Genomic DNA, 24,580 nt, shown 5'->3' with positions numbered 1-24,580 from the left:
GATCTGCAGGGCACGGCGCACGGCGGTCCCCTCCCTTGGTCATCGGCAGGCGGGGCCCGGTCATGCGGCCTTCTCCGCACGCATCCGCCGGCGGGCGGCGACGACGGTGGTGGGGACGTCGTCCGGGGCGACGGACCCGCCGGGCATGGTGTGGCGGCCCATCGCGGCCCCGCGGCGCTTGAGCTGCATGACGAACGCCAGCACGCGCGCCACCGCGGTGAACAGGTACGCGGGGATCTCCTGGTCGACGGCGCAGGCCGCGTGCAGCGCCCGCGCCAGGGGGACGTCCTCGACCATCGGGACACGGTGCTCGGTCGCCTGCGCGCGGATGCGGGCCGCGACGGCGCCGGCGCCCTTCGCGACGAGGCGGGGCGCCCCGGAACCGGGCACGTACGTCAGGGCGACGGCCACGTGCGTGGGGTTGACGATCACCACGTCCGCGTCGGCGACGGCCGCCATCATGCGGTTGCGGCTCATCGCCATCTGCTTGGACCGGATCTGCCCCTTGACCAGCGGGTCGCCCTCGGTGCGCTTGTTCTCCTCCTTGATCTCCTGGCGGGACATGCGCGTCTGCTTCCGGTTGCGCCGGATGACGACGAGCAGGTCGACCGCCGCGAGCAGCACGCCCGCGGCGACACCCCACACCAGGAGCTGCTTCACGCCCGACCCGGCGACGCCGAGCATGTGCGCGAGCGGGATGCGGCCGGTGCCCATGAGCTGCGGCACGAGGGCCTGCACCGCGAGGTACAGCACGGCGCCCACGACGGCGGTCTTGAGCAGCGTCTTGGCCGCCTCCCACCACGCGTGCGCACCGAACAGCCGCTTCACGCCCGACACCGGGTTGAACTGCTGCACCTGCGGCTTGAACTTCTTCACGTGCACACCGCCCTGCGCGACCGCGACCGCCACGACGACGCCCGCGACGACGGCCAGCATCGGGCCGATCGTGCCGACGACCGACCACAGGCCGTCGCCGAGCAGCTGCGTGACGGTGCCGGCGTCGGGCGACGCGATGGCCTCGCGCACGGCCCCGAGCTGCTCGTACGCCGCGTCGGCCGCCCGGCTCGCGGTGCCGGGCAGCATGACCGCCGCCGCGGCCAGCCCGACCCACGCGGTGAGGTCCTGGGACCGGGAGAGCTTCCCGTCCCGGTGGACCTGCTTCATCCGCTGGGCTGTGGCCTTCTCGGTCTTCTCCCCGCCGTCCCCGCCGCCGCTCACGACGCGACCCCCAGCATCGCCTCGAGCGCGCGGCCCGCCAGGTCGTCGATGACGCCCGGCATGGCGAGGTACGCGAAGCCCGCGAACGTCACGGTCATGAGGATCTTCAGCGGGAAGCCCATCGCGAAGGCGTTCAGCGCGGGCGACACCCGGGTGAGCAGTCCCAGGCCGACGTCGGTGAGGAACAGCACGACGAGCAGCGGCCCGCCGATCTGCAGCGCCGCCAGGAACATCTGCGTGAGCCCGGTGGTCGCCACCGACGCCAGGGCCGCGAGGTCCAGCCCGGCACCCGGCGGCACGGCGTCGAACGACCGGGCCAGCCCGCCGATGAGCACCTGGTAGGCGCCCGAGACGAACAGCAGCACCAGGCACGTCCAGTTGTACAGGCGGGCGAACTGGGCGCCGGACGTCATGTTCTGCGGGTCGAACGCCTGCGCGAGCTGGAACCCGCCGAACAGGTCGATGAGGTTGCCCGCCGCCTGCACGGCCGCGAACACCAGCGACACTAGGAACCCGAGCGCGGCGCCGACGACGGCCTCCAGCACCAGGGCCCCGACGAACTCCCCCGTGGACGTGGTGGCGACCAGGTCGAGCCGCGGCAGCACGGCCAGCGCGAGGCCGACCGACAGCATCGCCTTGACCGCCCCCGGGATGCCGCGGTGCGCGAACGGCGGCGCGACCACGAAGAACGCCGCGAACCGGACGCCGGCGAGCATCGCGGTCTGCACGGCCGCCAGGGAGAGGGTGACGTCCATCCGGGGTCAGCCCCCGAGCAGGCTGGGGATGCGCTCGAAGAGCTCCTGCGTGAAGGACACGAGCTCCGAGATCATCCAGTTCCCGCACACCAGCAGCGCCACGGCCGCCGCGATCGCCTTGGGGACGAACGACAGCGTGACCTCCTGGATCTGGGTCACGGACTGCACGAGGGACACGGCGAACCCGACGACGAGCGCGGTGACGAGCACCGGTGCCGCGAGCTTCGCGGTGAGGATCAGGGCGTCGAGCCCGATGTCGAGGACGGCCGCGGTGTCCATCAGCCGCCCCCCGCCGACGCCGCGCCCACGAGGGCGGTGACGATGAGGCCCCAGCCGTCCACCAGCACGAACAGCAGCAGCTTGAACGGCAGGGACACCATGACCGGCGGCAGCATCATCATGCCCATGCTCATCAGGACCGAGGACACGACCAGGTCGATGACGAGGAACGGCACGAAGATGACGAACCCGATGATGAACGCCGAGCGCAGCTCCGACAGCATGAACGCCGGGATGAGCGTGAGCATCGGCACGGACGCCGGGTCCTCGGGGTTCGGCTGGTCCGCGGCCCGCGTCAGCAGGGCGAGGTCGGCCTCCCGGGTGTGTCCCAGCATGTAGTCGCGCAGCGGCGCCGAGCCGGCGTCGAGGGCCGTCTGGAAGTCCATGCTGCCGTCCAGGTACGGCTGCACCGCGGCCTGGTTGACGTCCGACAGCACCGGCGCCATGACGAACAGGCTGAGGAACAGGGCGAGGCCCGCGATGACCTGGTTCGGCGGCACCGTCGTCAGGCCCAGGGCGTTCCGGGTCAGGGACAGCACCACGAAGATCTTCGTGAAGCCCGTCATCATCAGCAGCAGCGCCGGTGCGACGGACAGCAGCGTGATGCCGATGAGCACGACGATCGAACTGCTCGGCGAGCCGTTGACGCCGTTGATCGCGACGGACACCTCGCCGCCGCCCGCGGGGTCGGCCGGGCCGGTCGGCGCGGCGGGACCGTCCGGCGGGACCGGCGCGGCGTGCGCGACGCCCGAGCCGAGCACGACGAGGACGACGGCGAGCGCCAGCACGGCGGCCAGCACGAGCGGCCAGGTGGGGCGGGCGGCGCGGGGGCCGTCGGGGCCGCGGCGGCGGTCGCGGTGGCCCCGGCCGGCCGCACGGCCGCGGGACGCACGCGCAGGTCGGTGGTCACCGGCGCACCGTCCGCTCACGCAGCGCCGCGACGGCCTGCTTCCACGTGGAGGGCGCCAGCACGGAGCCGTGCAGGGCACCGGTGGCCTCCGCCGGGTGGGCGGCGAGCTCCAGGCGGGCGGCGTCGACCTCGGCGACCTCGAGGCCTGCCAGGCCGGGCACGGGCTCGCTGCCGACGGGCTCGACGGGGATCGCCGCGGCGGCGGCGAGGGCGGCGGCGGCCGACGCGGCGGAGGCAGCGGCGGCGTCACGCGCGGGGCCGGCGGCACCGGGGCCGGGGGTGGTCGGGGCGGCCGGTGCGGGGGCGCTGCTCGCGGTGGCCAGGGCCTGGGCGAACACGCGCTCACGCTGCGCGGCGGACCCGGTGGCGGGCGGAGCGGACGGCACCCGCGGGCCGGCGGCGGACGCAGAGGCGGCCGGCACCTCGGGCGCGGCGGCCGCGGCAGCGGGCCGAGCGGCCCGTGCGCGCCGGGGCGTCGGCAGCACGGCGGCGGCGAGCGAGCCGAGCGTGACCGGCGCGCGGTCCGCGGCGGGCTGCGCGGTCCCCGCCGCCGGGGAGGCGGGAGCCTCGGCAGGCGCGGGCGCCAGCTCGGTCAGCATCGTGACGTTCTGCTCGCCGTACCCGAGGAGCAGCCGGCGGTTGCCGACGGCCACCACCGCGACGCCGGCGTGGCGGCCGAGCGCCTGGCGCCCCACCACCTCGACCGCCGGACCCGCGGGACGGCGGCGCGCACCCCACCCGGCGCGGCGCGCGAGGACCCAGATGAGCCCGATCACGCACGCCAGCGCCAGGAGGACGCGCAGCCCCAGGACGACGGAGTCCATCAGAGGGCGCCGTCCTCGCCCCGGGCGATCTCGGTGATGCGGATGCCGAACTCCTCGTCGATCACGACGACCTCGCCACGGGCGATGAGGCGGCCGTTGACCATGACGTCGGCGGGGCTGCCGGCGGCGCGGTCCAGCTCGAGGACGGCGCCCGGGGTCAGCTCCAGCACCTGGCGCACCGGCAGCTTGGTGCGGCCGAGCTCGGCGGTCAGGGTCATCTCCACGTCGTAGAGCACCTGCAGGCTGGCGCGCTGCGTCGGGACGCCGGGCGTGCGGGGCGTCGGCTCGGTGCGCAGCCGCAGCGCGAACCACGCCTGCACGCCGTCGTCCGTGGTGAGCGCCACCAGGTGGGCGTCCGCGGGCAGCGCGGTCGCGACCGGCTCGGTGCGGGCGGCCTCGAGCACGCCGGCGCCGAGCTCGGCGACAGCGGCCTCCAGCGCCGGGCGCAGGGCGGCGGCGAGGTCCAGCGGGCTGCCGTCCGGCGCACCGGCGGCGAGCGCCTCGCTGACGGCCGCGTCGGCGACCAGCACGACGTCCGCGCTGTTCGGTCCGACGAACGACGCCACGACCGCGAGGGCGCCGGGGTCGGGGCGGGCGCCGGCCGGGGCGGGCGCGGGCACGAGCGGTGCGGCGGCGGGCAGCAGCCGGGCGGCGGCGGTGGCCGCGGCGAGCGCGACGGCGGCGTCCGTGGTCTCGGCGGTGGGGGCGTTCATCAGGGCTTCTCCTCGACGGTGACGACCATGCAGGCCAGGCGGGAGCCGTTGTTCCCGGCGGCGGCTCGGGCGAGCACGACGCCGTCCACCACCACGTCGAGCGGCTGGGACGACGGGTGGGACAGGGGCACGACGTCGCCGACCGCGAGGCCGACGACGTCGCGGGGGCGGACGACGACCGGGGCGAACCGCACGGCGACCTCGACGGGGACGTCCTCGACGGCGGTCTCCAGGTCGGCCAGGGCGACCTCGTGGGCGCGCTGGTCCTCCAGCGACCGCCCGTTCGTCCCGTCGGCCTGGCGGACCGCCCCGAGCAGCAGCTCGGCGGGGAACATCACGGTCGCGAGGTCCTCGCGCTCCCCGACGCGCATCTGGAACGTCGCGACGAGCACCGCGTCGGAGGCCGGCACCGCCTGCACGAACTGCGGGTTGTACTGGACGGCGCGGAACGTGACGTCCAGCGGGGCGAGCGCGGAGAACGCGTAGCCGAGGTCGCCGAGCGCGGCCTGCATGACGCCGCGCAGCAGGGTCAGCTCGATCTCGGTGAGCTCGCGGTCCTCGCGGGGGTCACCGCTGCCGGGGCCGCCGAGCAGGAAGTCGATCCACACCATCGTGGTGCTCACCGGCACCTGCACGACGGCGGTCTGCCGGGTCTGCTCGATTGTGCACAGCATCATCGCCGTGGTGCCGGGCAGGGTGCGGACGTACTCGTCGTAGGACGTGAGGCTCAGCCCGTCGAGGGTGACCTGCGCCATCGCGCGGAGCCGGGCGGTGAGCTGGTTGCCCCACTGCCGGGCGAAGGTCTCGAACGCCATCTCGAGGACGCGGGCGTGCTCACGCGCCATCGTCATGGGGCGCCGGAAGTCGTAGGGCTCGGGCACGTGCGTCCGCCGCCGCGAGCGCGCAGGGGGCTGACCCTGGGTGTGGACCGTCACGCCCACCCTCATCGGCGCGCGAACAGGTGATGTGAGGGGTCGTGCCCGGAACTTCCTCCGCCCTCGGCCCGTCGTGGGCCGGCGTGCTGCGGAGCGATGTGGCGCCCTCCGTGGCGCCGTGGTTCACCGGCCCCGGACGCTGCTGGCCCGGGTCCCGGCCGGAGGGAGGCGCGTCGCCGCGCTCCCCCTCACTGCGTGACGTAGTTCGTCAGGTAGAGGTCCATCACCTCCCCCTCGTAGAGCTCCTCGACCTGGTGCAGGAGCTCGGTCTTGAGCTCCTCGCGCTTCTCCGGGTCGCTGACCTCCGACACGGACCGGCCGGAGAACAGCGCGATCGCGGCGTCCACCGCCTTGCCCGTGTCGGGAGCCTCCTCGCCGACCTCCTCGGTCAGCTGCAGGTCGAAGCCGAGCCGCAGGTAGTGCCCGTCGGCCAGGTTCAGGCTGATCGGCTCGACCGCGACGACGGCCCCGGGCACGGGCTCCGGCTCCGCCGCCGGCTCGGCGTCGCCGCCCTTCGCGAACAGGAAGACGTACGCCGCGCCGCCGCCGACCACCAGCAGGAGGGCGATGATCACGACCAGCATCTTCTTGCTCTTCTTCTTCGGCTCCTCCGGCTCGGGCGCCGGGGCGTCCTTGGACCCGCCGATCTTCTGGCCGCCGCCGATCTTCTGGCCGCCGCCGACCACACGCTGCTCGATGGGCACCTCGTCCTCACCCTCCCGTCGCACTTCCGGCTGCCACCGCGGGCAGCAGGGCACGGACCGCCTCAGGGGCCGCGCTCAGGATCACCATGTCGACCCGCCGGTTGGCGGTCATCGCGTCGTCGCCGCTCCCCTGCACCAGGGGGCGGGTGTCGCCGTAGCCGACCGCCTGGATGCGGTTGCCCGGCATGCCGTCGCCCTCCACGAGGTGCCGCAGCACCTGGGTGGCGCGGTCCGAGGACAGCTCCCAGTTGGTCGCGTACCGGCCGGAGATCGGCACGGTGTTCGCGTGCCCCTCGACGGAGATCTGCTCCTGCAGACCCACGAGGGTCGGGGCCGCGAGGTCCAGCACCTGCATCGCGGTCGGGGTGAGCTGCGCCGACCCCTGCGCGAAGAACACGTCGTCGGCGACCAGGCCCAGCACCAGCCCGCGCTCGTCCATCCGGAACCGCACGGCGTCCTGCAGGCCCGCCGACCCGAGTGCGGCGAGGATGTGCTGCTTCACCTCGTCGAGGTGCGCAGCCTCCGCCCGCGCCGCCGCCAGCGTGGACGCGTCCACCTGCGCGGGGTCCTTGACCTCCTCCGGGGACGGGTCGGACGCCTGCAGGCCGAGGCCCTCGTCGGCGCTCACGATGCCGGCCGTGCCCGAGTCCGGCTGCTGCTCCGCACCGGGCGTCAGGCCGTCCATCGTGCCGTCGCTGCCGTCCAGCACCGACTGGTTCACGGTGCCGTCGCCGAACCCCGCCGCGAGGGACGCCCGCAGCTGCACGTACTTCTGCTGGTCCACCTGGCTGATCGCGAACAGCACGATGAACAGCGCCATGAGCACGGTGATCATGTCGGAGTACGACACGAGCCAGCGCTCGTGGTTCACGTGCTCCTCGTCGTGCCCCCCGCCGCGCCGGCTCCGACCGCGCCCGCCGTGGCCGCTCACGCCGCCTCCTTCGCGGCGGGCGTGTCCGGCAGCAGGCTGCGCAGGCGCTCGCCGACCAGGCGCGGGTTGGCGCCGGCCTGCACGGCCAGCAGGCCCTCGAGGGTCACCTCCATCTGCGCGCACTCCAGGTCGGAGAACCGCTTGATGCGGGTGCCCAGCGGCAGCCAGACGACGTTCGCGGACAGGATGCCCCACAGCGTCGCGACGAACGCGGCGGCGATGGAGTGGCCCAGCGACGACGGGTCGGACAGGTTCTCCAGCACGTGCACCAGGGAGATGACCGTGCCGATGATGCCGATGGTCGGGGCGTAGCCGCCCATGTCCTGGAAGTACTTCGCGTGCGTCTTCTCGCGGGTCCGCTTCGTCGCGATCTTGTCCTCGAGGATCATCCGCAGGTCGTCCGGGTCGGTGCCGTCGATCGCCGCCTGCAGGCCGCCCCGCAGGAACGGGTCGTCGATGTCCTTCGCGGCGTCCTCCAACGCCAGCAGGCCCTCGCGCCGCGCCCGGTCCGCCAGCTCCACCAGCGTGTCGACCGTCGTCGTCGGGTCCGGGACCTTGCTCATCAGCGCGCGGGGCACCGCCTTGTACGACTCGATGACGTCCTTGACCGTGTGCCCGGCGATGCCGACGCCGATCGTGCCGACCCACACCAGCAGCAGCGGCGCGGGCAGGAAGATCGACATCGGGTCGGCGCCCTCCATGATGAGGGCGCCGAAGATCGCACCGAAGGCGACGACCAGCCCGATGAAGCCGGCGGGATCCATCAGCGGCTCCTGGGTCTCAGGGGGACAGGGTCGGCGAGCGGGCCGTCGCCCTCGTCACCCGGGTCGTCACCGGCCGGCGCCTCGTCGGCGTCCCGGACCAGCTCGACCGCCGGCGACGGCGCGGCCTGGATCTCCTGGGCGCGCGCCAGGAGCTGCGCGCGGTGCTCGTTGACCCGCGCGATGACCTCGGCCATCGACTCCCGGACGATGTACTTCGTCCCGTCGATGAGGGTCAGGATGGTGTCGGGAGCGCTGTCGACGCGCTGGAGCAGGTCCGGGTTGACCCCGAACTGGGCCCCGTTCAGGCGCGTCACGATGATCACAGCGGTTCCCGTCCCTGGTGGTGCGTCTGCGGCGGAGTGCGCCGCGGCGGCCCGTCCGTGTGCCGCTCACCCCAGCCCATCGGACGGGGCCCGGAGGGGCTGAGGCGTTTGCGGGACTTCGCCCGGTCGCCTTGCCGCTGCGCCGGCCGCTGGGCCCTGGTCGACGACGAACGCGCGCTCCCCGCCCCTGCCCCGCGCACAGACCGGCCCGCCCGCCCGGCCACCCACCCGCAGCCTCCGGGCGTGCACGAGAGGCCGGCACCCGGGCGTCCCGGTGGGGACGGGTGCCCGGGTGCCGGCCTCTCGACCGGCGTGGGTCAGCGCTTGAGGTTGACCAGCTCCTGGAGGACCTCGTCCGACGTCGTGATCACGCGGGAGTTCGCCTGGAACCCGCGCTGCGCGATGATCAGCTGCGTGAACTCCGTGGACAGGTCCACGTTGCTCATCTCGAGCGAGCCGGAGGACAGCGTCCCGCGGCCGCCGACGCCCGCGGCGCCGATCTGCGCGTCGCCGGAGTTCACGGTCGTCGTGAAGAGCGAGCCACCGGCCTTCGACAGGCCCGCGGGGTTCGTGAACGACGCCATGGCGATGCGCCCGAGGTCCTGCTTGAGGCCGTTCGAGAACGCGCCGTTGATCGTGCCGTCCGACCCGAGCGTGAAGGACTCCAGGATGCCGGCCGCGTAGCCGTCCTGCTTGCCCGCCGCGACGGTGTCGACGCCGGCCATGCTGGTCAGGCCGGAGATGTCGACGTTGACGCCGCCGAGCGTGAACGCGCCGGCGCCCGTGAGGTTGCCCGACCCGTCGAACGTCAGCGGCGCCGCCGCCACGGTGCTGGTGCCGTCCGAGGCCGCCATCGTCCAGCCGGTGGCGGACTTCGTGAACGTCAGCGAGATCTCCCGCGCGTTGCCGAGCGCGTCGTACGCCTTGGTCGTGACGGTCTGGACGGTGCCGTCGGCGGCGTCGGCCTTGAGGTTGCCGGCGAACGGGGCGTTCTGGGTGGCCTTCGCCGGCATCACGGTGCCCACGGCGACCTTGATGTCGCCGACCGGCTCGGTGGTGTCGATGACGCCGTTCACGGCCGCCCAGCCCTGGACCATGGCGCCCGCGCCCGGCAGCACCATCTGGCCGGTCGAGTCGAAGTCGAACGACCCGGCGCGCGTGTAGAACTGCTGGGTCCCCTGGCGGACGACGAAGAACCCGTCGCCGGAGATCATCATGTCGGTGCTGCGGCCCGTGAGCTGCGACGCGCCCTGCTTGAAGTTGGTCGTGATGCCGGCGACCTGCACGCCGAGACCCACCTGGGCGGGGTTCTGGCCGCCGACGCCGTCCTGGGCGCCCGAGGCGGCGTTCAGCATCTGGCTGAGCGTGTCCTGGAACTGGATCTGGGACGCCTTGAAGCCGGTGGTGTTGACGTTGGCGATGTTGTTGCCCGTGACGTCGAGCATCGTCTGGTGGCTGCGCAGACCGCTGATGCCGGAGAAGAGGGAGCGGAGCATGGTGGATCCCTTCGGTGTGGTGGAGCCGGACCGCGGTCAGGCGGTGGTCGTGGGGGTGGTGGCGGGCACGGTGCTGATGCCCGCGACGGCGTCGAGCGGGATCTCCGTCTCGCCCACCTGGAGCACGGGGACGGTGGCGGAGTAGTCGACCGAGCCGACCACGCCGGTCTGCGTCGCGCCGTCGGCGTCGGTCCAGGTGACCTGCTTGCCGACGAGGTCCGCGGAGGCCATGCGCATCTGCAGGGCGAACTGCTCGCGGGCGGACGCCTGGATCTCGGAGAGGGACTCCATCATCGACAGCTGCGTGGTCTGCGCCATCATGTCGCTGGTGTCCATGGGGCTGCTCGGGTCCTGGTTGGACAGCTGGGCCACGAGCAGCTTGAGGAACGTGTCCTTGTCGAGGGTCTTGCTCGGCGTGGAGGTGCTCTCGGCCGCGGCGGCGCTCTGGTTGGTGATGTACGAGACGTCGATGGACACGCGGGTCTCCTCAGACGAGCAGGTCGAGACCACCGGAGGCGGTCGACGGACGGGCGGCGGGCAGGTCGGTGGCCGGCCCGGCGGGTGCGGTGCCGGCGGGCGCGGCGCCCAGGGGCCGGGCCGCCGCGAGGGAGTCGCGCCGGGTGTCGCCGCCTGTGGCGCCCGAGGCGTCACCGGAGCCGAGGCTGACGTCGGACGACAGCCCGGTGGCGGCGAGGTCGCGCCGCAGGTCGGGCAGGGACTGCCGCAGCGCGTCGCGCGCGGAGTCGGTCGCGCCGACGAGCTCGACCCGGACGGCCTCCGGCGAGATGTGCGCGACGACGGTGACCGGCCCGAAGTGCTCCGGGTCCACCCGGAGCGTGAGCACGTGGGAGCCTCCGCCGAGCGACCGCAGGGCCGGCAGCTGCTCGCCGAGCTTCGCGGCGATCTGGTCGGACAGCGGCACCCCTGCGGCCGGCGCGGCGGCGACGGGGGCGCGGTGCTGCACGGTGCCGACCTGCAGCGCGGCGGGAGCGGTCGGTGCCGGCGCGGGGGCCGGCGCGTCGCCCGCCGGGTCGGTGGACGCGGCGGCGGAGCCCGACGCCGCGGAGCCGGCGGACGGCTGCGCCGCGCCCGCGAGCGCGGTCGGTGCGGGAGCAGCCCCGCCGGCGGCGGCCGTGGCGGCGGTGGGCGCGGCACCCGGGCCGGCGGGGTCCAGCGCGACGGACGCGGCGGCGGGCTGCGGTCCGGCCGGGCCGGCCGGCGCGGCGGCGGACGCGGGAGCCGTCGTCCCGGCGGGGACGGCGCCGGCACCCGCGGGGGCGGGCGTGGTGGCGACCTCCCCGGCGGCCGGGGCGTCCTGCGCCGACGACGAGGGGGCGGCAGCGGCCGGCCCGCCGGCGGCGGCCGGGGCCGGGGCGCTCGCGGTCGGCGCGGCGGCGTCGGCGGCGACCACGGCGGGGTCCGCGGACGAGGCGCCCGGGGCCGGGGTGCCCGGGACCGCGACGGCCGGGGCCGCGGCTCCCGCCGCAGCGGTCGCGGTCGGCGCGGGCGTGGCGGGTGCCGGCGTCGCCGCGGGGTCGGTGGTCGCCGCCGGGTCGGTCGTCGTCGCGGCGGGCGCGTCCGCGGGCGCCTGCGTGGCGGGCGTCGCGTCGGGGCCGTCCGCGCCGGGGACGGCGTCGGCGCGATCGCGCGGCTGCGCCCCGGCGGCACGGTCGGTGCGGTCGGTGCTGTCGGAGCGGTCGGTGCGGGAGGGACGGTCCGCCCCGCGGCACGGTCGCGGCGGTCGGCCCGCGCACGGTCGGCGCGCACCCGGTCGGCGGCCCGGTCGGCCGCGCGGGCGTCCGCACGCCCGCGGTCGTCGGCGCGCGCGGCCGCGGCCCGGTCGGCGGCCCGCTCGGCCGTCCGACCGGTGGCGCGCTCCTGCGGCGACTCCGCGATCGCACCGGCGAGCACGGCGTCGAACCCGCTCGCGGCGGTCCGGGTGCCCGTGCCGGTGCCGCCGGCGGTGGCTGCCGCGGCGCGCGCGGGCAGGGCGGTCAGGGTGGTCGTGGTCACGAGGCAGCCCCCCACAGGGACGAGGTCAGGGTCGAGGTCGAGCCGGAGCCCGCGAGCAGCGCGAGGGCGGTGCGCCCGGCGCTGGAGGAGGCGAGCGCGCCGGTGAGCGCGGTCGCGGCGGAGGATGCCCCGGACTGCGGCAGCACCCGCCGGATGGTGGTCGGCTCGGCGTAGACGTCGCGCACGGTCACGCTGGCGCCGGGCTTCGGGGCGTCGATCATCCTCCCGTCACCGACGTAGATGCCGATGTGCGAGCCGCCGGACAGCACGACGAGGTCGCCCGGGAGCGCCTGGTCGAGCGACGGGACCTCCGTGCCGAGCGTCGCCTGGTCGCGGGCGACCCGCGGGACGCCCGTGACGCCGAGGTCGGCGAGCGAGCGCAGCACCAGCCCGGAGCAGTCGAGGCCGCCCTCGTCGAGGGACTCCCCGCCCCACACGTACGGCACGCCGAGGTACCGCCGGGCGGCGGCGACGAGGTCCTGCCCGGTCGCGGTCCCGGCGGTCCCGTTCCCCGCCCCCGCCGCAGCCACGTCGGAGCCTGCGACGGCGGACCCGGTGCCGGTGAGCTCCGCGAGCGCGGCGGCGAAGGCCGCGCCGGTCGTGGACGACGACGCGAGCGAGGTCCCGGACGCACCGCTCGCGGCGGCTCCGGGCCCGTCGACGCCGCCCACCACGGGCGTCGTGACGACGGCCGCGGGCGCGACGGACTGCTGGATCTGGGCGATGCGCGCCTGCACGGCGGCCACCGCTCCGGTCACCGCGCCGGTCACCGGAGCTCCCCCGGCGACGGCGCGACGCTGCGGCGCCCCGCGACCTCGTCCAGCACGACCTGCTCGGCGCGCTGGTCCTCGACCCGCACCGTCTCCTCGTGCTTCTCCTGGAGCTTCTCGAGCGTGCGGGTGCGGGTGCGGGCCTGCGACCAGGCGGTGTCCGCGGCCTCGACGACGTCCTGCGCGGCGGTGGCCGCGGCGCGCTGGTCGACCAGCAGCGCGGACAGCGCCATCCGGCTGGCGACGACCGCGCGCATGCCGAGCGCGTCCGTGCCGGACGGGAACCGGGCGTCCCCGAGCGCGGCCTGGGTGGCGTCGCGGCGCGCGGCGGCCGCGTCACGGCTGCGGGTGGCGTCGCCGAGGCGGGCGGCGGCCTGCTCCTCGGCGAGGGTGCGCAGCCGCAGCAGCCCGGCCAGGCGGAAGGCGCGGCTCACGGCAGGTCCCCCATCGCGGCGACGAGCGCGGCGAGCCGCCCCCAGGAGTCGGCGGCGGGCGCGCGCTCGTCCATGCCCTGACGCAGGAAGGAGTCGATGGCCGCGCCGTGCGTGACGGCGGCGTCGACCAGCGGGTTCGACCCCGTGACGTAGGCGCCCACGTCGAGCAGGTCCTGCGCCTGGCGCCGCGCCGCCATGACGCGGCGCAGCCGGGTGGCGAGGTCCTTCTGCTCGGGTCGCAGGACGCGCGACGCGACGCGGGAGATGGACCCGAGCGCGTCGACCGACGGGAAGTGGCCGGCCACGGCGAGCTTGCGGTCCAGCACCACGTGCCCGTCGAGGATCGACCGCGCGGCGTCGGCGACCGGCTCGTTGTGGTCGTCGCCGTCCACCAGCACGGTGTACAGGCCGGTGACGGAGCCGCTCGCGCCGGTGCCGGCACGCTCGAGCAGCTGGGCCAGCAGCGCGAACGTGCTCGGCGGGTAGCCGCGCGTGGCGGGCGGCTCGCCGACGGACAGCCCGATCTCGCGCTGCGCCATCGCGACGCGTGTGAGCGAGTCCATCATGAGCACGACGTCGTCGCCGCGGTCGCGGAACCACTCGGCGATGCGGGTGGCGACGAACGCGGAGCGCAGGCGCACCAGCGGCGGCTCGTCGGAGGTCGCGACCACGACGACGGACCGCGCGAGACCCTCCGGCCCGAGGTCGTCCTCGAGGAACTCCCGGACCTCGCGGCCCCGTTCCCCGACGAGGGCGATGACGGAGACCTGCGCGTCCGTGCCGCGCGCGATCATCGACAGCAGGCTCGACTTGCCGACGCCCGACCCGGCGAACAGGCCGAGGCGCTGACCGCGGCCGGCGGTGACGAGCGTGTCGAGCACCCGGACGCCGAGGTCCAGCGGCCGCTCGACGCGCGCGCGGGCCAGGGGGTGCGGGGCCTGGCCGGTCACCTCGACGCGGCCGACGCCGGTGAGGGGGCCGCGACCGTCGATGGGACGGCCGAGGCCGTCGAGCACGCGGCCGAGCAGCCCGGGGCCCACGGGGGCTGTCAGCGCGGAGCCCCGCGGCCGCACCCGCATCCCGGCGCGCAGGCCGTGCGTCGGGCCGAGCGGCATGGCGTGGGCCGACCCCTGCCCGGTGGCGACCACCTCGGCGGGGACCAGGCCGTCGGCGGTCTCGATGGTGACGAGCTCGCCCACGGCGGCGCCCGTGCCCGCGACCTCGACCGTCAGACCGACGACGCCGCGCACCGAGCCGACCCGCTCCGGGCGGGCGGCGCTCAGGGCCGCGGCCCACGCCGGCCCGCCGGGGTGCGCCCCGGCAGTCCCGGCCGCCCCAGCGCCGCCCACGGCTCCCGTGCGCGGCGTCGGCAGCACGCCCGCCGTCGTGGTCACAGCGCACCGCCCGCCTGCGCGGACTCGGCGAGCGCCGCCCGCGCACGGTCCAGCGCCGCGCCGATGCGCGCGTCGAGGTACCCGTCCGGGAGCTCGCCGACGGCGTCGCCGGGCTCGAGCGCGGGGTCGGCGACGAGCTCGACGCCGGTCAGGTCCGGCAGGCCGGCGAGCACGTCGCCCGAGGTGGCGGGCGCGGACAGCACCGCCCGGACGACCGCGAGGTCGCGCGGGTGCAGCCGCACGGTGTGCACCTCGCGGCGCGGGTCCTGCGCGCGCACCCGGCGCAGCGCCGCGCTCGCCGCCGTGGGCGCGTCGGAGAGCTCCTGACCGAGGACGACGGCCGCGAGCTCGAGCGCCGCGCCGTGCAGCACGGCCTCGGACGCCGCCAGCACGGGCGCGCTCCGCTCGGCGGCGGCCCGGGCGGCGGCCGTGAGCACGGCGAGGGCGTCGGCGTGCTCGGCAGCGCGGCGGGCGTCGGCCTCGGCGCGCTCGCGCTGCACGCGGGCGGCCTCGGCCTCCGCGGCGCGGGCGGCCTCGCGGGCGCCCGCGGCGTAGCCGGCCGCGTACCCCGCGGCATAGCCCTCCGCGCGGGACGACGGCTCCGCCACGCTCGTGGCACCGAACACCTGGGTGAACCGGGGCTCAGGAGACATACTCGTCCTCCCCCTCGCGCCGGATGACGATCTGGCCCGACTCCTCGAGGCGGCGGATCACCTGGACGATGCCGGCGCGCGCCTCCTCGACCTGCGAGAGGCGGACCGGGCCGAGCAGCTCGATCTCCTCCTCGAGGTTCTCCCGGGCGCGCTCGGACAGGTTGCGCAGCGTCTTGTCGCGGACCTCCGGCGTCGCGCCCTTGAGGGCCACGGACAGCTCGTTGGTCTCGACCTGGCGCAGCACGAGCTGCATCGCGCGGTCCTCGAGCAGCACGATGTCGCCGAACACGAACATCCGGCTGCGCACCTCGTCGGCGAGCGCCTCGTCGCGGCTCTGCAGGCCCTCGAGGATGAGCTTCTCCGTGGTCGGGTCGGCCCGGTTGATGATCTCGACGAGCGGCTGCACGCCGCCCACGGCCGACAGCTCGTTCGGCGTCAGAACGGTCGAGGCCTTGCGCTGCATCGACTCGGCGATGACCTGCACGACGTCCGGCGAGGCCCGCTCCATGAGCGCGATGCGGTGCGCGACCTCGGACTGCTGCTCCGGCGGCAGGCCCGCCATGATCGCGGAGGCGTGCTCGGGGCGCAGGTGCGCGAGCACGAGCGCCACGGCCTGCGGGTGCTCGCCGTTCAGCAGCGACAGCACCTGTCGCGCGTCCGCGTTCTGCAGGAACTCGAACGGCTGCCCCGCCATCGAGGTCTGGAGCCGCTCGATGACGCCGGCCGCCTGGTCGCGCCCGAGCGCGCCCTCGAGGAGCTGGGTGGCCAGCCCGAGCCCGCCGTTGACGCCGGGCCCGATCATCGACGCGGAGTAGAACTCCTCGACGACCTCGTCGGCCATCGTCTGGTCGACGCGCTCCAACCGCATGATCTCGGCCGTGAGCTCCTCGATCTCGGCGACGTCGAGCTGCGCCATCACCCGGGCGGCGCGCTCGCGACCGAGCTGCAGCAGCAGCATGGCGGCCTTCTGCGTGCCGGTGAGCGTCGTGGTGGCCATCAGCGCCGTCCGGCCGGAGTCAGCCAGCCGCGCAGGAGGTCCGCGACCTCGTCGGGCTGCTCGTCCGCGAGCGCGGCGATCTCGGCGCGCTTGACCGCGAGCGAGGCGGCCACCGGGTCCACCTCGGCCGGGCCGGGCAGCGCCGGGGGGATGTCCGCCGGCGCCTCCAGCTCGGCGGCCTCGGACGGGCCGTCGACGAGCGGCAGCTCGCCGATGTCGAGCGCCTCGCGACGGCTGCGCCGCGACCGGCGGGCCAGCACGATCGCCACCACGACCACCACCAGCAGCAGGGCTCCGGCGATGACGGCCTGCCGCAGCAGGTCCGCCCGCTGGTCGGCCGCGGCCTGGGCGTCGGCGGCGGCCAGCGCGTCGGCGGCGGCGTCCGCACTGGTCGTGTCGAAGGCCATGGCCTGCACCGCGATCGTGTCGCCACGGCCGGTGTCGATGCCCGCGGCGGCGGTCAGGGTCGCGGTGAGCTGGTTGAGGTCGATCCCCGCGGCGGCCGTCTGGTCCACGAGCACCGCGAGGGACTGCCGCTGGACCGTGCCGGGCGCGACGGTCGTCACCTCGGTGACCTTGTTCACCGCGTTGCTGACGTCCTCGGTGGTCTTCGCGTACTCGCCCGTGCCGTCGGTCCCGCTCGGCACCGCGATGTTGTCCGGGCCGAGCACGCCCGCGGCGGTGCCCGTCCCGGCGCCCGTGTAGGTCTCCTCCGTGGTGGAGGACACCAGCGGCGGCACGTCCTCCGCGGTCGAGAACTCCTCCGAGGTGCGCTGCGTCTGGTCCTGGTTCAGCTCGGCCGTGACGGTCACGGCCGACTTGCCGGCGCCGACCACCTGGTCGAGCAGCGCCTGCACCGCACCGGTCACGCGCTGCTCGTAGGCCGACGTCGCCTCGTCCCCGGAGCCGGCGGTGATGCCGGTGCCGACCTCGGAGAGCACCTTGCCCGTGGAGTCCACGACCGCGACGTCCGTGGCCTTCATGCCCTCGATGCCGGCGGAGACCAGGTGGACGATCGCCTCGACCTGGTCGGTGGTCAGCTCGGTGCCGGTGCGGGTGCGCACGAACACCGACGCCGTCGGGTCCTGCTTCTCGGAGACGAACACGGTCTCCTGCGGCAGCGCGAGCTTGACGGACGCCGCCTCGACGCCGGACATCGCGCCGACCGTCTTGGCGAGCTCGCCCTCCAGCGCGCGCTGGTAGGTGGTCTGCTGCTGGAACTCGCTGGACGTCATGGACATGCCGTCGAGCAGCGAGTAGCCGTCGCCCTCGGCGTTCGCCGGCAGCCCGGCCGCGGCGAGCTTGAGCCGCATCGCGTACAGCTTGTCCTGCGGGACCATGACGGTGCCGCCGCCGTCGGTGAGCTCGTAGGACACGCCCTGCGCGGAGAGCTGGTCGACCACCGCCGAGGCGTCGGTGGCGGACAGACCGGAGAACAGCGGCGCGAGCGTCGGCTTGCTGGCCCACGAGTACACCGCGAACCCGCCGAGCAGGATCGCGGCGACCGCGATGACCGCGAACGTCTTCTGGGGCAGCGAGAACTGCTTGACGGCCCCGCTCATGCGGCCGAACAGGGACTTCACCTGGGCGGGCATCAGGCCTGCATCCTCATGATCTCGGTGAACGCGTCGACGGCCTTGTTGCGCACGGCGGCGGTGAGCTCGAGCGCGAGCTTCGCCTCGGACGACGCCACCGTGTAGTCGTGGACGTCGTCGAGGTCGCCGGTGACGGCCTGGACCGCCAGCGCCTGGCTGGTGGACTGCAGCTGCTGGACGTGGTCGACGGCACCGAGGGCCGCGGCGAACCCGCCGTCGAGCCCGGCGACGCCGGTGGCGGACGCACCCGACGTGGCGGAGGCGCCCGCCAGGTCGGACAGCGCCGACAGGTACGTGGTGGGGCTGACGCCGGAGACGCCGCCGACGGGCTGGATGCTCACGAGGTCCGTCCGATCTGCAGCGCGGCCTCGTAGGACGCCCGCGCGCGGTCCACGACCGCCGCGTTCGCCTGGTAGCCGCGCTGCGCCATGATGAGCTGGGTCATCTGGCTGGCCATGTCGACGTCGGGGTAGCGCACGTACCCCTCCTCGTCGGCCAGCGGGTTGGTGGGCTCGTAGACGACGCGGCCCTCGGCGGACCCCAGCGCGATGCCGGACACCTGCGCCCCGCCACCGTTCTCGGTGGGGATCTCGCTCGCCACGACGTACTTGGCCTGGTACGCGGCCTCCGTGGTGGAGGTCGCGTTGTTCATGTTCGCGAGGTTGTCGCTGACCGCGTCGATCCACTTGCGGTACACGGTCATGCCGGTGCTGGCGACGCCGATCGCCCCGAAGGTCGTCATCAGGAGGTCCGCATCGCGATGCGCACGCCGGAGAACGTGCCGTCGACGGCCTGGGTCGCGAGCTGGTACCGCAGGTTCGTGTCGACGTTGAGCAGCGTCTCCTCGTCGAGGTTGACGTTGTTGCCGTCGGTGCGGGTGGGCTCGAGCGACCGGGCGACGGTGGCGGAGGTCGCGCCGGTGCCGCCGTCGACCGCGCGGGCCAGCGCGTCCTCGAACTGGACCTTCTTGGCCTGGTAGCCGGGCGTCTGGATGTTCGCGACGTTCTCGGCGATCACGCGCTGGCGCAGGGCCAGCCCGTCCAGCGCGCTGTTCAGCGCGACGTAGCTCACGGAGTCGAACATGCCCATGGCAGGGTCACCCTCACCGAGGTTGGTCCTGATCGGCCTGTCCGTGGCCTGCTGCGCGAGCGATCCCTGCTCACTGCCCCCATCGGCGGCGACGGGACCGCACTGAGGGTCCAGGGCGGACTTCTTGCCGCGTCACCCGCGCGAGGGAGGGGATACGCGCGGTCTGTCCGCTTCGCCCGCTCCCGTCCCCAGCCGCGCGGGGTGCGGGGCGTTCGCAGGGTCGCCCGACCGGGGTCAGGCCTCCGCGTCGAGGTAGACGGGGACCGCGGCGGGCCGGGTCCGCATGGAGTCCGCGAGGCGCAGGCTGCGGCGGTGCTCGCCGAGCTGCTCGGCGGTGCGGCGCACCAGGTCGCGCTGCCGCTCCACCAGGGCGGCGGCGCGGGGCGCGAGGTCCAGCGGCAGGGGGCCGAGCCCGCGGGGGGTGCGCCACGGCTCCGTCACCGCGACGTCCGGACCGGCCGCGACCTCGGGCGACCGGGCGGCGCGCAGCAGCGCCTCGGCCCGGTCCGCGACCGACTCCATCTCGGCCAGCGCGCGCGCCCAGGCCGACTCCCGCTCGTCCCGCCCGCGGGCGTCGCCGCCGCGGGTGCCCGTGCCGGGGTCGGCGTAGCCGTCGACCGCCGGGCCCTCGGCCGGCGCCGTCACGGCGCCGACCGCGGGCGCCTCAGCCGACACCGAGCACCCCGGTGCCGCCCGCGGCGCCCGAGGCGGTCTCGAACGCCGACGCCGGCCGCGGGGCCGGCACGTCCTGCGCCACGACAGCGGCGGCCTCGCGCCACGTCTCGGCGAGCGGCGCGACGACGCCGCGGCAGGCCGCGACCCGGTCCGCGTCGCCCGAGGTGCCGGCACCGATCAGCTCGGACAGCAGGAACGTGTAGACCGACAGCAGCCGCTCCGCGCCGTCCCACGCGTCGACGTCGAGGTTGGCCATGAGCTCCGCGACGATCTCCTGCGCGTGGCCGAGCTGGGACGTGCCGCCCACCCGGTCGCCGGCGCGCAGCCGCACCTCGGCGCGGTCCAGGTCGAGCAGCAGCCGGTCGTAGAGCATGGTGAGGAGCTTCGCGGGGCCCGCGGTGGCGACCGCGTCGGCGAGGTACCGGGTCCGGACGTCGTACACGACGGCCCTCCGTTCGGGATCGGGCGGCTCAGCTCGCGTTGTTCGCGTTGAGCTGGGCGAGCTGCTGGGTGAGGAAGTTCGAGGTCGACTGCATCTGCGACATGGCGACCTCCATGGCGGCGTACGTCTTGACCAGCGCGGCGCGGCGCGTGGCCAGCCGGTCGTCCCAGCTCGCGATCCGGTCGGTGAGGTCCTTCACCTCGTCCTCGCGGACCTTGATCGAGGTCGTCAGCGTGCCGTCGGTCGCGTCGGAGGCGTCCTTCGCGGCGGTCTCGAGCGAGGCGGCGATCTTCTGGACGACGTCCTGCACCGCCGTGGGGTCGGCGGCGTACGCCGCGGCGAACTTCTCCGCGTCGAAGCTGAACGTGCCGTCCTTGCCGAGCACGATGCCGGTGCTGGCCACGTCGGTGCCGTCGGCCGCCGTCGAGCCCGCGGCGAGCAGCTGCTGCTGCAGGAGCCGGATGGTGGTGTCGCCGGACAGCAGGCCCGCGGTGATGATCGAGCTGCCGTCGGCGGCGGTGCCGGTGCCCGGGGTGGTGCGGCTGGTGATCTCGCTGAGCACCAGGTTGAGGTTGGTCACGAGGTTCTGCGCCAGCGTGCTCATCGCCTTGGCGTCCCGGGTCACCGTGAGCGTGACCGGCTCCTCGGTGGTGGCCGAGACGGTGACGTCGACGCCGGTGAGCAGCCCCTCGAACGTGTTGCTCGCGGAGGTGACCGTCGTCGCGCCGGCGGTGTCGGGCCAGAGCGTGATCGACGCGTCCGACGCCGCGCGGAGCTGCTGCGACGTGAGGGTCTGGCCCGCAGCCGGGTTCCCGACGGCGACCGTGAACCCGTTGGCGGCGCCGGTCTCGGTGCCCGTGAGCTGCAGCGTGTAGACGGGGGCGGCCGCGGTGCCCACGTTGACCGCGGTCGCGGTGACGCCGGTGCCCTCCGCGTTGAAGGCGGCGACGACGTCCCCGATGTTCGAGCTCAGGGCCTTGATGGTGGTGGTCTCCCCGCCGCGCGTCAGCGTGAACGACGGCTGCAGGTCCGTGTACTGCGCGGGCAGCGTGTAGAGCGTGGACTGCGAGGCCGCGACCGCGTCGACGGTGAACGCGAGCGACGACGGCTGCGCGCCGGCCGAGGTGACGGCGGTGACCGCGGTCGACGAGGAGGTCGCCTTCGCCGCCTGCCAGGACTCCGCCTTCGCGGCGGCGCCGGCGGCCGTGCCGAGCGAGGACACCTTGGTGTTCAGCGACTGGAGCGCGGAGACCACGGACTGCAGCCCGGACTTCTTGCTCGCCAGCAGCTTCTGCTGGTTCGCCTCGACCGCCATCAGCTTGTCGATGATCGCGGTGGTGTCCAGGCCGGAGCTCAGGCCGTCGATCCCGATGCTGCTCGCCATCGTCTGCAGTCCCTCGCTGTGCTGGTCGGCGGTGGTGGTGATGCGGCCAGGCGGTGGGCGGACGGTCGTCCACCCACCGCCTGGCCGGTCGTGCGGTGCCGCCCGTCACGAGGCCGGGCGGCGGTCAGGTCACTGCAGGAGCTGGAGCACGCTCTGCGGCAGCGACTTGGCCTGGGCGAGCATCGCGGTGCCGGCCTGCGACAGGATCGACGCCCGCGTGTACGACACCATCTCCGAGGCCATGTCCGTGTCGCGGATCCGGCTGTCCGACGCGGAGAGGTTCTCCACCGCGACGTTCAGGTTGTTGATGGTGTGGTCGAAGCGGTTCTGGACCGCACCGAGCTGCGAGCGGACCTTCGACACGGACTGGATGGCCGCGTCGATGGCGTCGATCGCCGAGGTCGCACCCGCGTTGGACGCGACGTTCGCGAAGGTGGCGGTGTCGGCACCGGCGGCGCCGTCCACGTCCGCGACCAGGTCACCGGTGACGACGGCCGCACCCGCGGCGGTCTTCTCCGGGCCCTGGACCGTGACGTCGCCGTAGGCGCCGAACTTCACCGACAGGCCGGAGCCCGACAGCGCGGAGTCGACGGCGGACTGCAGCGCGTTGCGGTTGGCCTCCGCCTGGCTGGCGTTGGCGGTACCGCCGCCGGCCCAGGTGATCGACGCGGCGTCGACCGTGTAGGTGTTGCCGCCGAACGCGAAGGACAGGTCGGCGGCCGGGGCCGCACCCGCGTAGTCCATCGTGCCCGGGCCGAAGGTCCAGGTCGAGCCACCGGAGGTGACGTCGATGTTGTCGACGCCGAGGCCGGCCGCGCTCATGGACTTCGCGGTCAGGTCGACCGTGATCGAGTCGGCGCTCGAGGTGTTGGCGCCGACCTGGAACACGCCCTCGTAGGAGCCGTTCAGCAGCGTCTTGCCGTTGAACTGCGTGGTGTCCGAGATGCGGGTGAGCTCCTTCTTGAGCTCGCCGATCTCGTCCTGGATGTTGCCCTTGGCGGTGGAGGACAGACCACCGTCGTTGGACGCCTGCACGGACAGGGTCCGCATGCGCTGCAGGATCGAGTGCGTCTCGGTGAGCGCGCCTTCAGCGGTCTGGACGACCGAGATGCCGTCCTGGGCGTTGCGCACGGCCTGGGTGGTGCCGCCGATCTGGGCGCGCAGACCCTCGGAGATCGCCAGACCAGCAGCGTCGTCCGCAGCCCGGTTGATGCGCAGGCCGCTCGAGAGCTTCTCGAGGGACTTGCTGAGGTCGTTCTGGGTGCTGGACAGGTTGCGGTACGCGTTCAGCGCCGCGATGTTGGTGTTGACGGAGAGACCCATGGTTCTCTTCCTCCTTGATTCGGGTCGAGGTGGCCCATCCGTGGGCTCACCCCTGACCTTCGACCGGGCGCCGGGAGGCCTGAGGGTTTCGCGCCGGTTCACCCGTCCGGGTGGGGCACGGCCGCCGCGCCCCGCGGGCACCCCCCCGCACGGCGCAGGGCGCCGGCCGCGGGTGTGCGGCCGGCGCCCTGCGCCGTGCGTGAGCTGCTCCGGTGCGCCTCAGACCGCCGCGGCCCGGCGGGCGTCGTCCTCGTACGGCGTGGGGACGGCCCGGGCGACGTCGGCCTGGTGGCTGGCGGCGGTCATCGCGGCGCGGGACGCGACGGCGGCGAAGTACGTGCGGCGGCGGCGCTCCGCCACGCCGTCGGGACGCTCGGCGGCGGGCACCAGGTCGGGGTCGAGGCTCGCGTTGAGGCCGTCCCGCATGAGCGCGAGGCCCTCGGTGCGGAGCTGGCTGATGCGCGACTGCGTCACCCCGAGCTCGTCGGCGAGCTCCGCGACGGACCGGTCCTGCAGGAACAGGCCCTCGATGACGGTGCGCAGCCGCTCGGGCAGCGTCTCGACGGCGGCGCGCAGGTAGCGCAGGCGCTCGCCGGTGAGCACGTTCTCCTCCGGGCCGGGCGTCTCGTCGCGGACCAGCTCCGCCACGGGGTGCACGGTCGCGTCGATGGACAGCACGCGCCGCTCGGCGTCCTGGCGGGCCTGGTCGACCGCGGCGAGGTCCGTGCCGAGCGCCGACGCGAGCTCCTCGCGCGACGGCGTGCGGCCGAGCGCGGCGGTGAGCCGGTCGCTGGCCGCGGACAGCTCGCGGGCACGGTGCCGGGCGCCGCGCGACGCCCAGTCCATCGAGCGCAGCTCGTCGATCAGGGCACCGCGGATGCGCAGCGCGGCGTAGCGGGCGAACGGCACGCCGGTCTCCGGGTCGTACGCGCGGGCGGCGAGCACGAGGGCGAGGTGGCCGGCGGACACGAGGTCCTCGCGGCTGACCGTGGCGGGGACCCGGGCCAGGACCTCGCTGACGTGGTAGCCGACGATCGGCATGTGCGCGACGACGAGGTCGTCGGCGACGGCGGGGGCGGCTGCGGAGCTGTTCACGGACCGGTTCTCGACCCCGGGGAATCCGGGCTTGAGCGATTCCCATAAAGTTCCTGAGTATCCGAATTATCCGACTTGGACGGCCATTTCGGACGTTCCGGACCGACAAAACGGACATGGACCCCCATAGCTCCGCGACGTTGGTCCCAGGTGTGAGGCAGATCACATCCGGTGGGTGCTCGGCGACGCCGGCAACCTGCATGACGCAGGTTCCGGCGGCCCTGACCTGGGAGGCCACGCGGCCCGTCACCCACCTGTCCGATTTCGCTCAGGACCTCCCCCGCCGGCCCGATAGGAGGGACGTGCCGCCCGGCGACCGCCGCGACCGGCCCAGCGACGCACCACCACACGGAAAGGGGGGCTCACGGCCATGGCCCTGAGCGAGCTGTCCGACGTCCTGTGGACCGAGCGCCGCCTGCTCGAGCTGCTGCTGTTCAAGCTCGAGGAGGAGCAGCTGGTGCTCACCAGCGGACGCACGCGCTGGCTCGCGCACGCCACCCGTGAGGTCGAGACCGTCCTCGACGAGATCCGCGACGCCGAGCTCGGCCGGTCCGTGGAGGCCGACGCCGTCGCGCTCGAGCTGGGCCTCGAGCCCGGCGCCACGCTCCAGACGCTGGCCCAGCACGCGCCGGCTCCCTGGGACGACCTCCTGCAGGCGCACCGTGACGCGTTCGTCCAGCTCACCACCGAGATCGCGCAGCTCGCCGACGGCAACCGCGAGCTGCTGGCCCTGTCGCACCGGGCCACGCAGGAGACCCTGATGTCCCTGCAGGAGTCGGTGCAGACCTACGACCCGACGGGCCACACGACCGCCGGAGCCGACCGCAGCGCGCAGCTGCTGGACCGCTCGTTCTGAGGAAGAGG

General features: G+C 74.7%; 29 protein-coding genes. 1 reads left to right on the top strand and 28 read right to left on the bottom strand.

All coding sequences use genetic code 11. The features are described from left to right. Nucleotides 1-60: 60 nt before the first annotated feature. The 28 genes from K5O09_RS02840 to K5O09_RS02705 form a co-directional block, all read right to left on the bottom strand. Nucleotides 61-1,218: a flagellar biosynthesis protein FlhB gene (locus tag K5O09_RS02840; RefSeq protein ID WP_255596021.1), complete on the bottom strand. Its 1,158-nt coding sequence runs from the start codon at nt 1,216-1,218 to the stop codon at nt 61-63. Next, nucleotides 1,215-1,973, bottom strand: a complete 759-nt coding sequence (locus K5O09_RS02835; RefSeq protein ID WP_222171358.1) for a flagellar biosynthetic protein FliR — start codon at nt 1,971-1,973, stop codon at nt 1,215-1,217. Before K5O09_RS02835 ends, K5O09_RS02840 begins: the two co-directional genes overlap by 4 nt. A 6-nt stretch (nt 1,974-1,979) precedes the next feature. After that, nucleotides 1,980-2,252, bottom strand: coding sequence for a flagellar biosynthesis protein FliQ (gene fliQ / locus K5O09_RS02830; protein ID WP_222171357.1), 273 nt, complete (start codon nt 2,250-2,252; stop codon nt 1,980-1,982). Next, nucleotides 2,252-3,052 carry a flagellar type III secretion system pore protein FliP gene (fliP, locus tag K5O09_RS02825; protein WP_222171356.1) on the bottom strand — a complete coding sequence of 267 codons (801 nt, stop codon included), beginning with the start codon at nt 3,050-3,052 and terminating at the stop codon, nt 2,252-2,254. Before fliP ends, fliQ begins: the two co-directional genes overlap by 1 nt. A 106-nt stretch (nt 3,053-3,158) precedes the next feature. Beyond that, nucleotides 3,159-3,986 (bottom strand): flagellar biosynthetic protein FliO, encoded by an 828-nt coding sequence (locus tag K5O09_RS02820; protein ID WP_222171355.1) that lies wholly within the window; start codon nt 3,984-3,986, stop codon nt 3,159-3,161. Beyond that, nucleotides 3,986-4,699 carry a flagellar motor switch protein FliN gene (gene fliN / locus K5O09_RS02815; protein ID WP_222171354.1) on the bottom strand — a complete coding sequence of 238 codons (714 nt, stop codon included), beginning with the start codon at nt 4,697-4,699 and terminating at the stop codon, nt 3,986-3,988. Before fliN ends, K5O09_RS02820 begins: the two co-directional genes overlap by 1 nt. After that, a complete protein-coding gene (locus tag K5O09_RS02810) occupies nt 4,699-5,580 on the bottom strand; it encodes a FliM/FliN family flagellar motor switch protein (RefSeq protein ID WP_255596020.1) in 882 nt (293 codons plus the stop codon). Before K5O09_RS02810 ends, fliN begins: the two co-directional genes overlap by 1 nt. 242 nt (nt 5,581-5,822) lie before the next feature. Continuing rightward, nucleotides 5,823-6,338, bottom strand: coding sequence for a flagellar basal body-associated protein FliL (gene fliL, locus K5O09_RS02805; protein ID WP_222171352.1), 516 nt, complete (start codon nt 6,336-6,338; stop codon nt 5,823-5,825). Between the two features lie 7 nt (nt 6,339-6,345). Beyond that, a complete protein-coding gene (locus K5O09_RS02800) occupies nt 6,346-7,269 on the bottom strand; it encodes a flagellar motor protein MotB (protein WP_222171351.1) in 924 nt (307 codons plus the stop codon). Further along, a complete protein-coding gene (locus tag K5O09_RS02795) occupies nt 7,266-8,033 on the bottom strand; it encodes a motility protein A (RefSeq protein ID WP_222171350.1) in 768 nt (255 codons plus the stop codon). Before K5O09_RS02795 ends, K5O09_RS02800 begins: the two co-directional genes overlap by 4 nt. Next, nucleotides 8,033-8,356 carry a flagellar FlbD family protein gene (locus K5O09_RS02790; RefSeq protein ID WP_222171349.1) on the bottom strand — a complete coding sequence of 108 codons (324 nt, stop codon included), beginning with the start codon at nt 8,354-8,356 and terminating at the stop codon, nt 8,033-8,035. Before K5O09_RS02790 ends, K5O09_RS02795 begins: the two co-directional genes overlap by 1 nt. A 317-nt stretch (nt 8,357-8,673) precedes the next feature. Further along, nucleotides 8,674-9,852, bottom strand: coding sequence for a flagellar hook protein FlgE (locus tag K5O09_RS02785; protein WP_222171348.1), 1,179 nt, complete (start codon nt 9,850-9,852; stop codon nt 8,674-8,676). A 36-nt stretch (nt 9,853-9,888) separates the two neighbouring features. Beyond that, nucleotides 9,889-10,329, bottom strand: a complete 441-nt coding sequence (locus K5O09_RS02780) for a flagellar hook assembly protein FlgD (RefSeq protein ID WP_222171347.1) — start codon at nt 10,327-10,329, stop codon at nt 9,889-9,891. Nucleotides 10,330-10,339: 10 nt separating this feature from the next. Then, complete coding sequence (locus K5O09_RS02775) at nt 10,340-11,263, bottom strand: flagellar hook-length control protein FliK (protein WP_222171346.1); 924 nt, start codon at nt 11,261-11,263, stop codon at nt 10,340-10,342. 598 nt (nt 11,264-11,861) lie between these two features. Beyond that, nucleotides 11,862-12,635 carry a C40 family peptidase gene (locus K5O09_RS02770; protein ID WP_255596019.1) on the bottom strand — a complete coding sequence of 258 codons (774 nt, stop codon included), beginning with the start codon at nt 12,633-12,635 and terminating at the stop codon, nt 11,862-11,864. Next, nucleotides 12,632-13,069, bottom strand: a complete 438-nt coding sequence (locus tag K5O09_RS02765; protein ID WP_222171345.1) for a flagellar export protein FliJ — start codon at nt 13,067-13,069, stop codon at nt 12,632-12,634. Before K5O09_RS02765 ends, K5O09_RS02770 begins: the two co-directional genes overlap by 4 nt. Further along, nucleotides 13,066-14,352, bottom strand: coding sequence for a FliI/YscN family ATPase (locus tag K5O09_RS02760; protein WP_255596279.1), 1,287 nt, complete (start codon nt 14,350-14,352; stop codon nt 13,066-13,068). Before K5O09_RS02760 ends, K5O09_RS02765 begins: the two co-directional genes overlap by 4 nt. A gap of 107 nt (nt 14,353-14,459) precedes the next feature. After that, entirely contained in the window at nt 14,460-15,116 is a 657-nt protein-coding gene (locus K5O09_RS02755; protein ID WP_222171344.1) for a FliH/SctL family protein, read from the bottom strand. Next, complete coding sequence (gene fliG, locus K5O09_RS02750; protein ID WP_222171343.1) at nt 15,106-16,113, bottom strand: flagellar motor switch protein FliG; 1,008 nt, start codon at nt 16,111-16,113, stop codon at nt 15,106-15,108. The genes K5O09_RS02755 and fliG overlap by 11 nt, the downstream gene beginning before the upstream one ends. Continuing rightward, the gene (gene fliF, locus K5O09_RS02745) at nt 16,113-17,708 is read right to left on the bottom strand and encodes a flagellar basal-body MS-ring/collar protein FliF (RefSeq protein WP_222171342.1); all 1,596 of its coding nucleotides are present in this window, start codon (nt 17,706-17,708) and stop codon (nt 16,113-16,115) included. Before fliF ends, fliG begins: the two co-directional genes overlap by 1 nt. After that, the gene (locus tag K5O09_RS02740; protein WP_222171341.1) at nt 17,708-18,049 is read right to left on the bottom strand and encodes a flagellar hook-basal body complex protein FliE; all 342 of its coding nucleotides are present in this window, start codon (nt 18,047-18,049) and stop codon (nt 17,708-17,710) included. Before K5O09_RS02740 ends, fliF begins: the two co-directional genes overlap by 1 nt. Then, nucleotides 18,046-18,450: a flagellar basal body rod protein FlgC gene (locus K5O09_RS02735; protein ID WP_222171340.1), complete on the bottom strand. Its 405-nt coding sequence runs from the start codon at nt 18,448-18,450 to the stop codon at nt 18,046-18,048. The genes K5O09_RS02740 and K5O09_RS02735 overlap by 4 nt, the downstream gene beginning before the upstream one ends. Further along, nucleotides 18,450-18,791, bottom strand: a complete 342-nt coding sequence (locus tag K5O09_RS02730) for a flagellar basal body protein (RefSeq protein WP_222172543.1) — start codon at nt 18,789-18,791, stop codon at nt 18,450-18,452. The genes K5O09_RS02735 and K5O09_RS02730 overlap by 1 nt, the downstream gene beginning before the upstream one ends. A 240-nt stretch (nt 18,792-19,031) precedes the next feature. Continuing rightward, nucleotides 19,032-19,472, bottom strand: a complete 441-nt coding sequence (locus tag K5O09_RS02725) for a hypothetical protein (protein ID WP_222171339.1) — start codon at nt 19,470-19,472, stop codon at nt 19,032-19,034. Then, on the bottom strand, nt 19,462-19,914 hold the full coding sequence (gene fliS, locus K5O09_RS02720; protein WP_222171338.1) for a flagellar export chaperone FliS: 453 nt from the start codon (nt 19,912-19,914) through the stop codon (nt 19,462-19,464). Before fliS ends, K5O09_RS02725 begins: the two co-directional genes overlap by 11 nt. Nucleotides 19,915-19,942: 28 nt before the next feature. Further along, nucleotides 19,943-21,298 (bottom strand): flagellar filament capping protein FliD, encoded by a 1,356-nt coding sequence (fliD, locus tag K5O09_RS02715; RefSeq protein WP_222171337.1) that lies wholly within the window; start codon nt 21,296-21,298, stop codon nt 19,943-19,945. Nucleotides 21,299-21,427: 129 nt separating this feature from the next. Further along, nucleotides 21,428-22,621, bottom strand: coding sequence for a flagellin (locus K5O09_RS02710; RefSeq protein WP_222171336.1), 1,194 nt, complete (start codon nt 22,619-22,621; stop codon nt 21,428-21,430). Between the two features lie 219 nt (nt 22,622-22,840). Beyond that, a complete protein-coding gene (locus K5O09_RS02705) occupies nt 22,841-23,716 on the bottom strand; it encodes a sigma-70 family RNA polymerase sigma factor (protein ID WP_255596018.1) in 876 nt (291 codons plus the stop codon). A gap of 370 nt (nt 23,717-24,086) precedes the next feature. Between K5O09_RS02705 and flgN the strand changes: the two genes are divergently transcribed. Beyond that, nucleotides 24,087-24,572, top strand: a complete 486-nt coding sequence (gene flgN / locus K5O09_RS02700; protein ID WP_222171335.1) for a flagellar export chaperone FlgN — start codon at nt 24,087-24,089, stop codon at nt 24,570-24,572. Nucleotides 24,573-24,580: the final 8 nt, after the last annotated feature.

This window comes from Cellulomonas sp. C5510, from assembly GCF_019797765.1.
GTDB lineage: Bacteria > Actinomycetota > Actinomycetes > Actinomycetales > Cellulomonadaceae > Cellulomonas.
This window is presented reverse-complemented; position numbering and strand designations above follow the sequence as displayed.

Coding starts and splice junctions, on each gene's coding strand:
- fliD (WP_222171337.1), bottom strand. CDS start 21,298: ATGGCGAGCAGCATCGGGATCGACGGCCTGAGCTCCGGCCTGGACACC.
- K5O09_RS02755 (WP_222171344.1), bottom strand. CDS start 15,116: ATGTCTCCTGAGCCCCGGTTCACCCAGGTGTTCGGTGCCACGAGCGTG.
- flgN (WP_222171335.1), top strand. CDS start 24,087: ATGGCCCTGAGCGAGCTGTCCGACGTCCTGTGGACCGAGCGCCGCCTG.
- K5O09_RS02735 (WP_222171340.1), bottom strand. CDS start 18,450: ATGACGACCTTCGGGGCGATCGGCGTCGCCAGCACCGGCATGACCGTG.
- K5O09_RS02820 (WP_222171355.1), bottom strand. CDS start 3,986: ATGGACTCCGTCGTCCTGGGGCTGCGCGTCCTCCTGGCGCTGGCGTGC.
- fliN (WP_222171354.1), bottom strand. CDS start 4,699: ATGAACGCCCCCACCGCCGAGACCACGGACGCCGCCGTCGCGCTCGCC.
- K5O09_RS02785 (WP_222171348.1), bottom strand. CDS start 9,852: ATGCTCCGCTCCCTCTTCTCCGGCATCAGCGGTCTGCGCAGCCACCAG.
- K5O09_RS02710 (WP_222171336.1), bottom strand. CDS start 22,621: ATGGGTCTCTCCGTCAACACCAACATCGCGGCGCTGAACGCGTACCGC.
- fliF (WP_222171342.1), bottom strand. CDS start 17,708: ATGCCCGCCCAGGTGAAGTCCCTGTTCGGCCGCATGAGCGGGGCCGTC.
- K5O09_RS02835 (WP_222171358.1), bottom strand. CDS start 1,973: ATGGACGTCACCCTCTCCCTGGCGGCCGTGCAGACCGCGATGCTCGCC.
- K5O09_RS02795 (WP_222171350.1), bottom strand. CDS start 8,033: ATGGATCCCGCCGGCTTCATCGGGCTGGTCGTCGCCTTCGGTGCGATC.
- fliQ (WP_222171357.1), bottom strand. CDS start 2,252: ATGGACACCGCGGCCGTCCTCGACATCGGGCTCGACGCCCTGATCCTC.
- fliG (WP_222171343.1), bottom strand. CDS start 16,113: ATGGCCACCACGACGCTCACCGGCACGCAGAAGGCCGCCATGCTGCTG.
- K5O09_RS02730 (WP_222172543.1), bottom strand. CDS start 18,791: ATGTTCGACTCCGTGAGCTACGTCGCGCTGAACAGCGCGCTGGACGGG.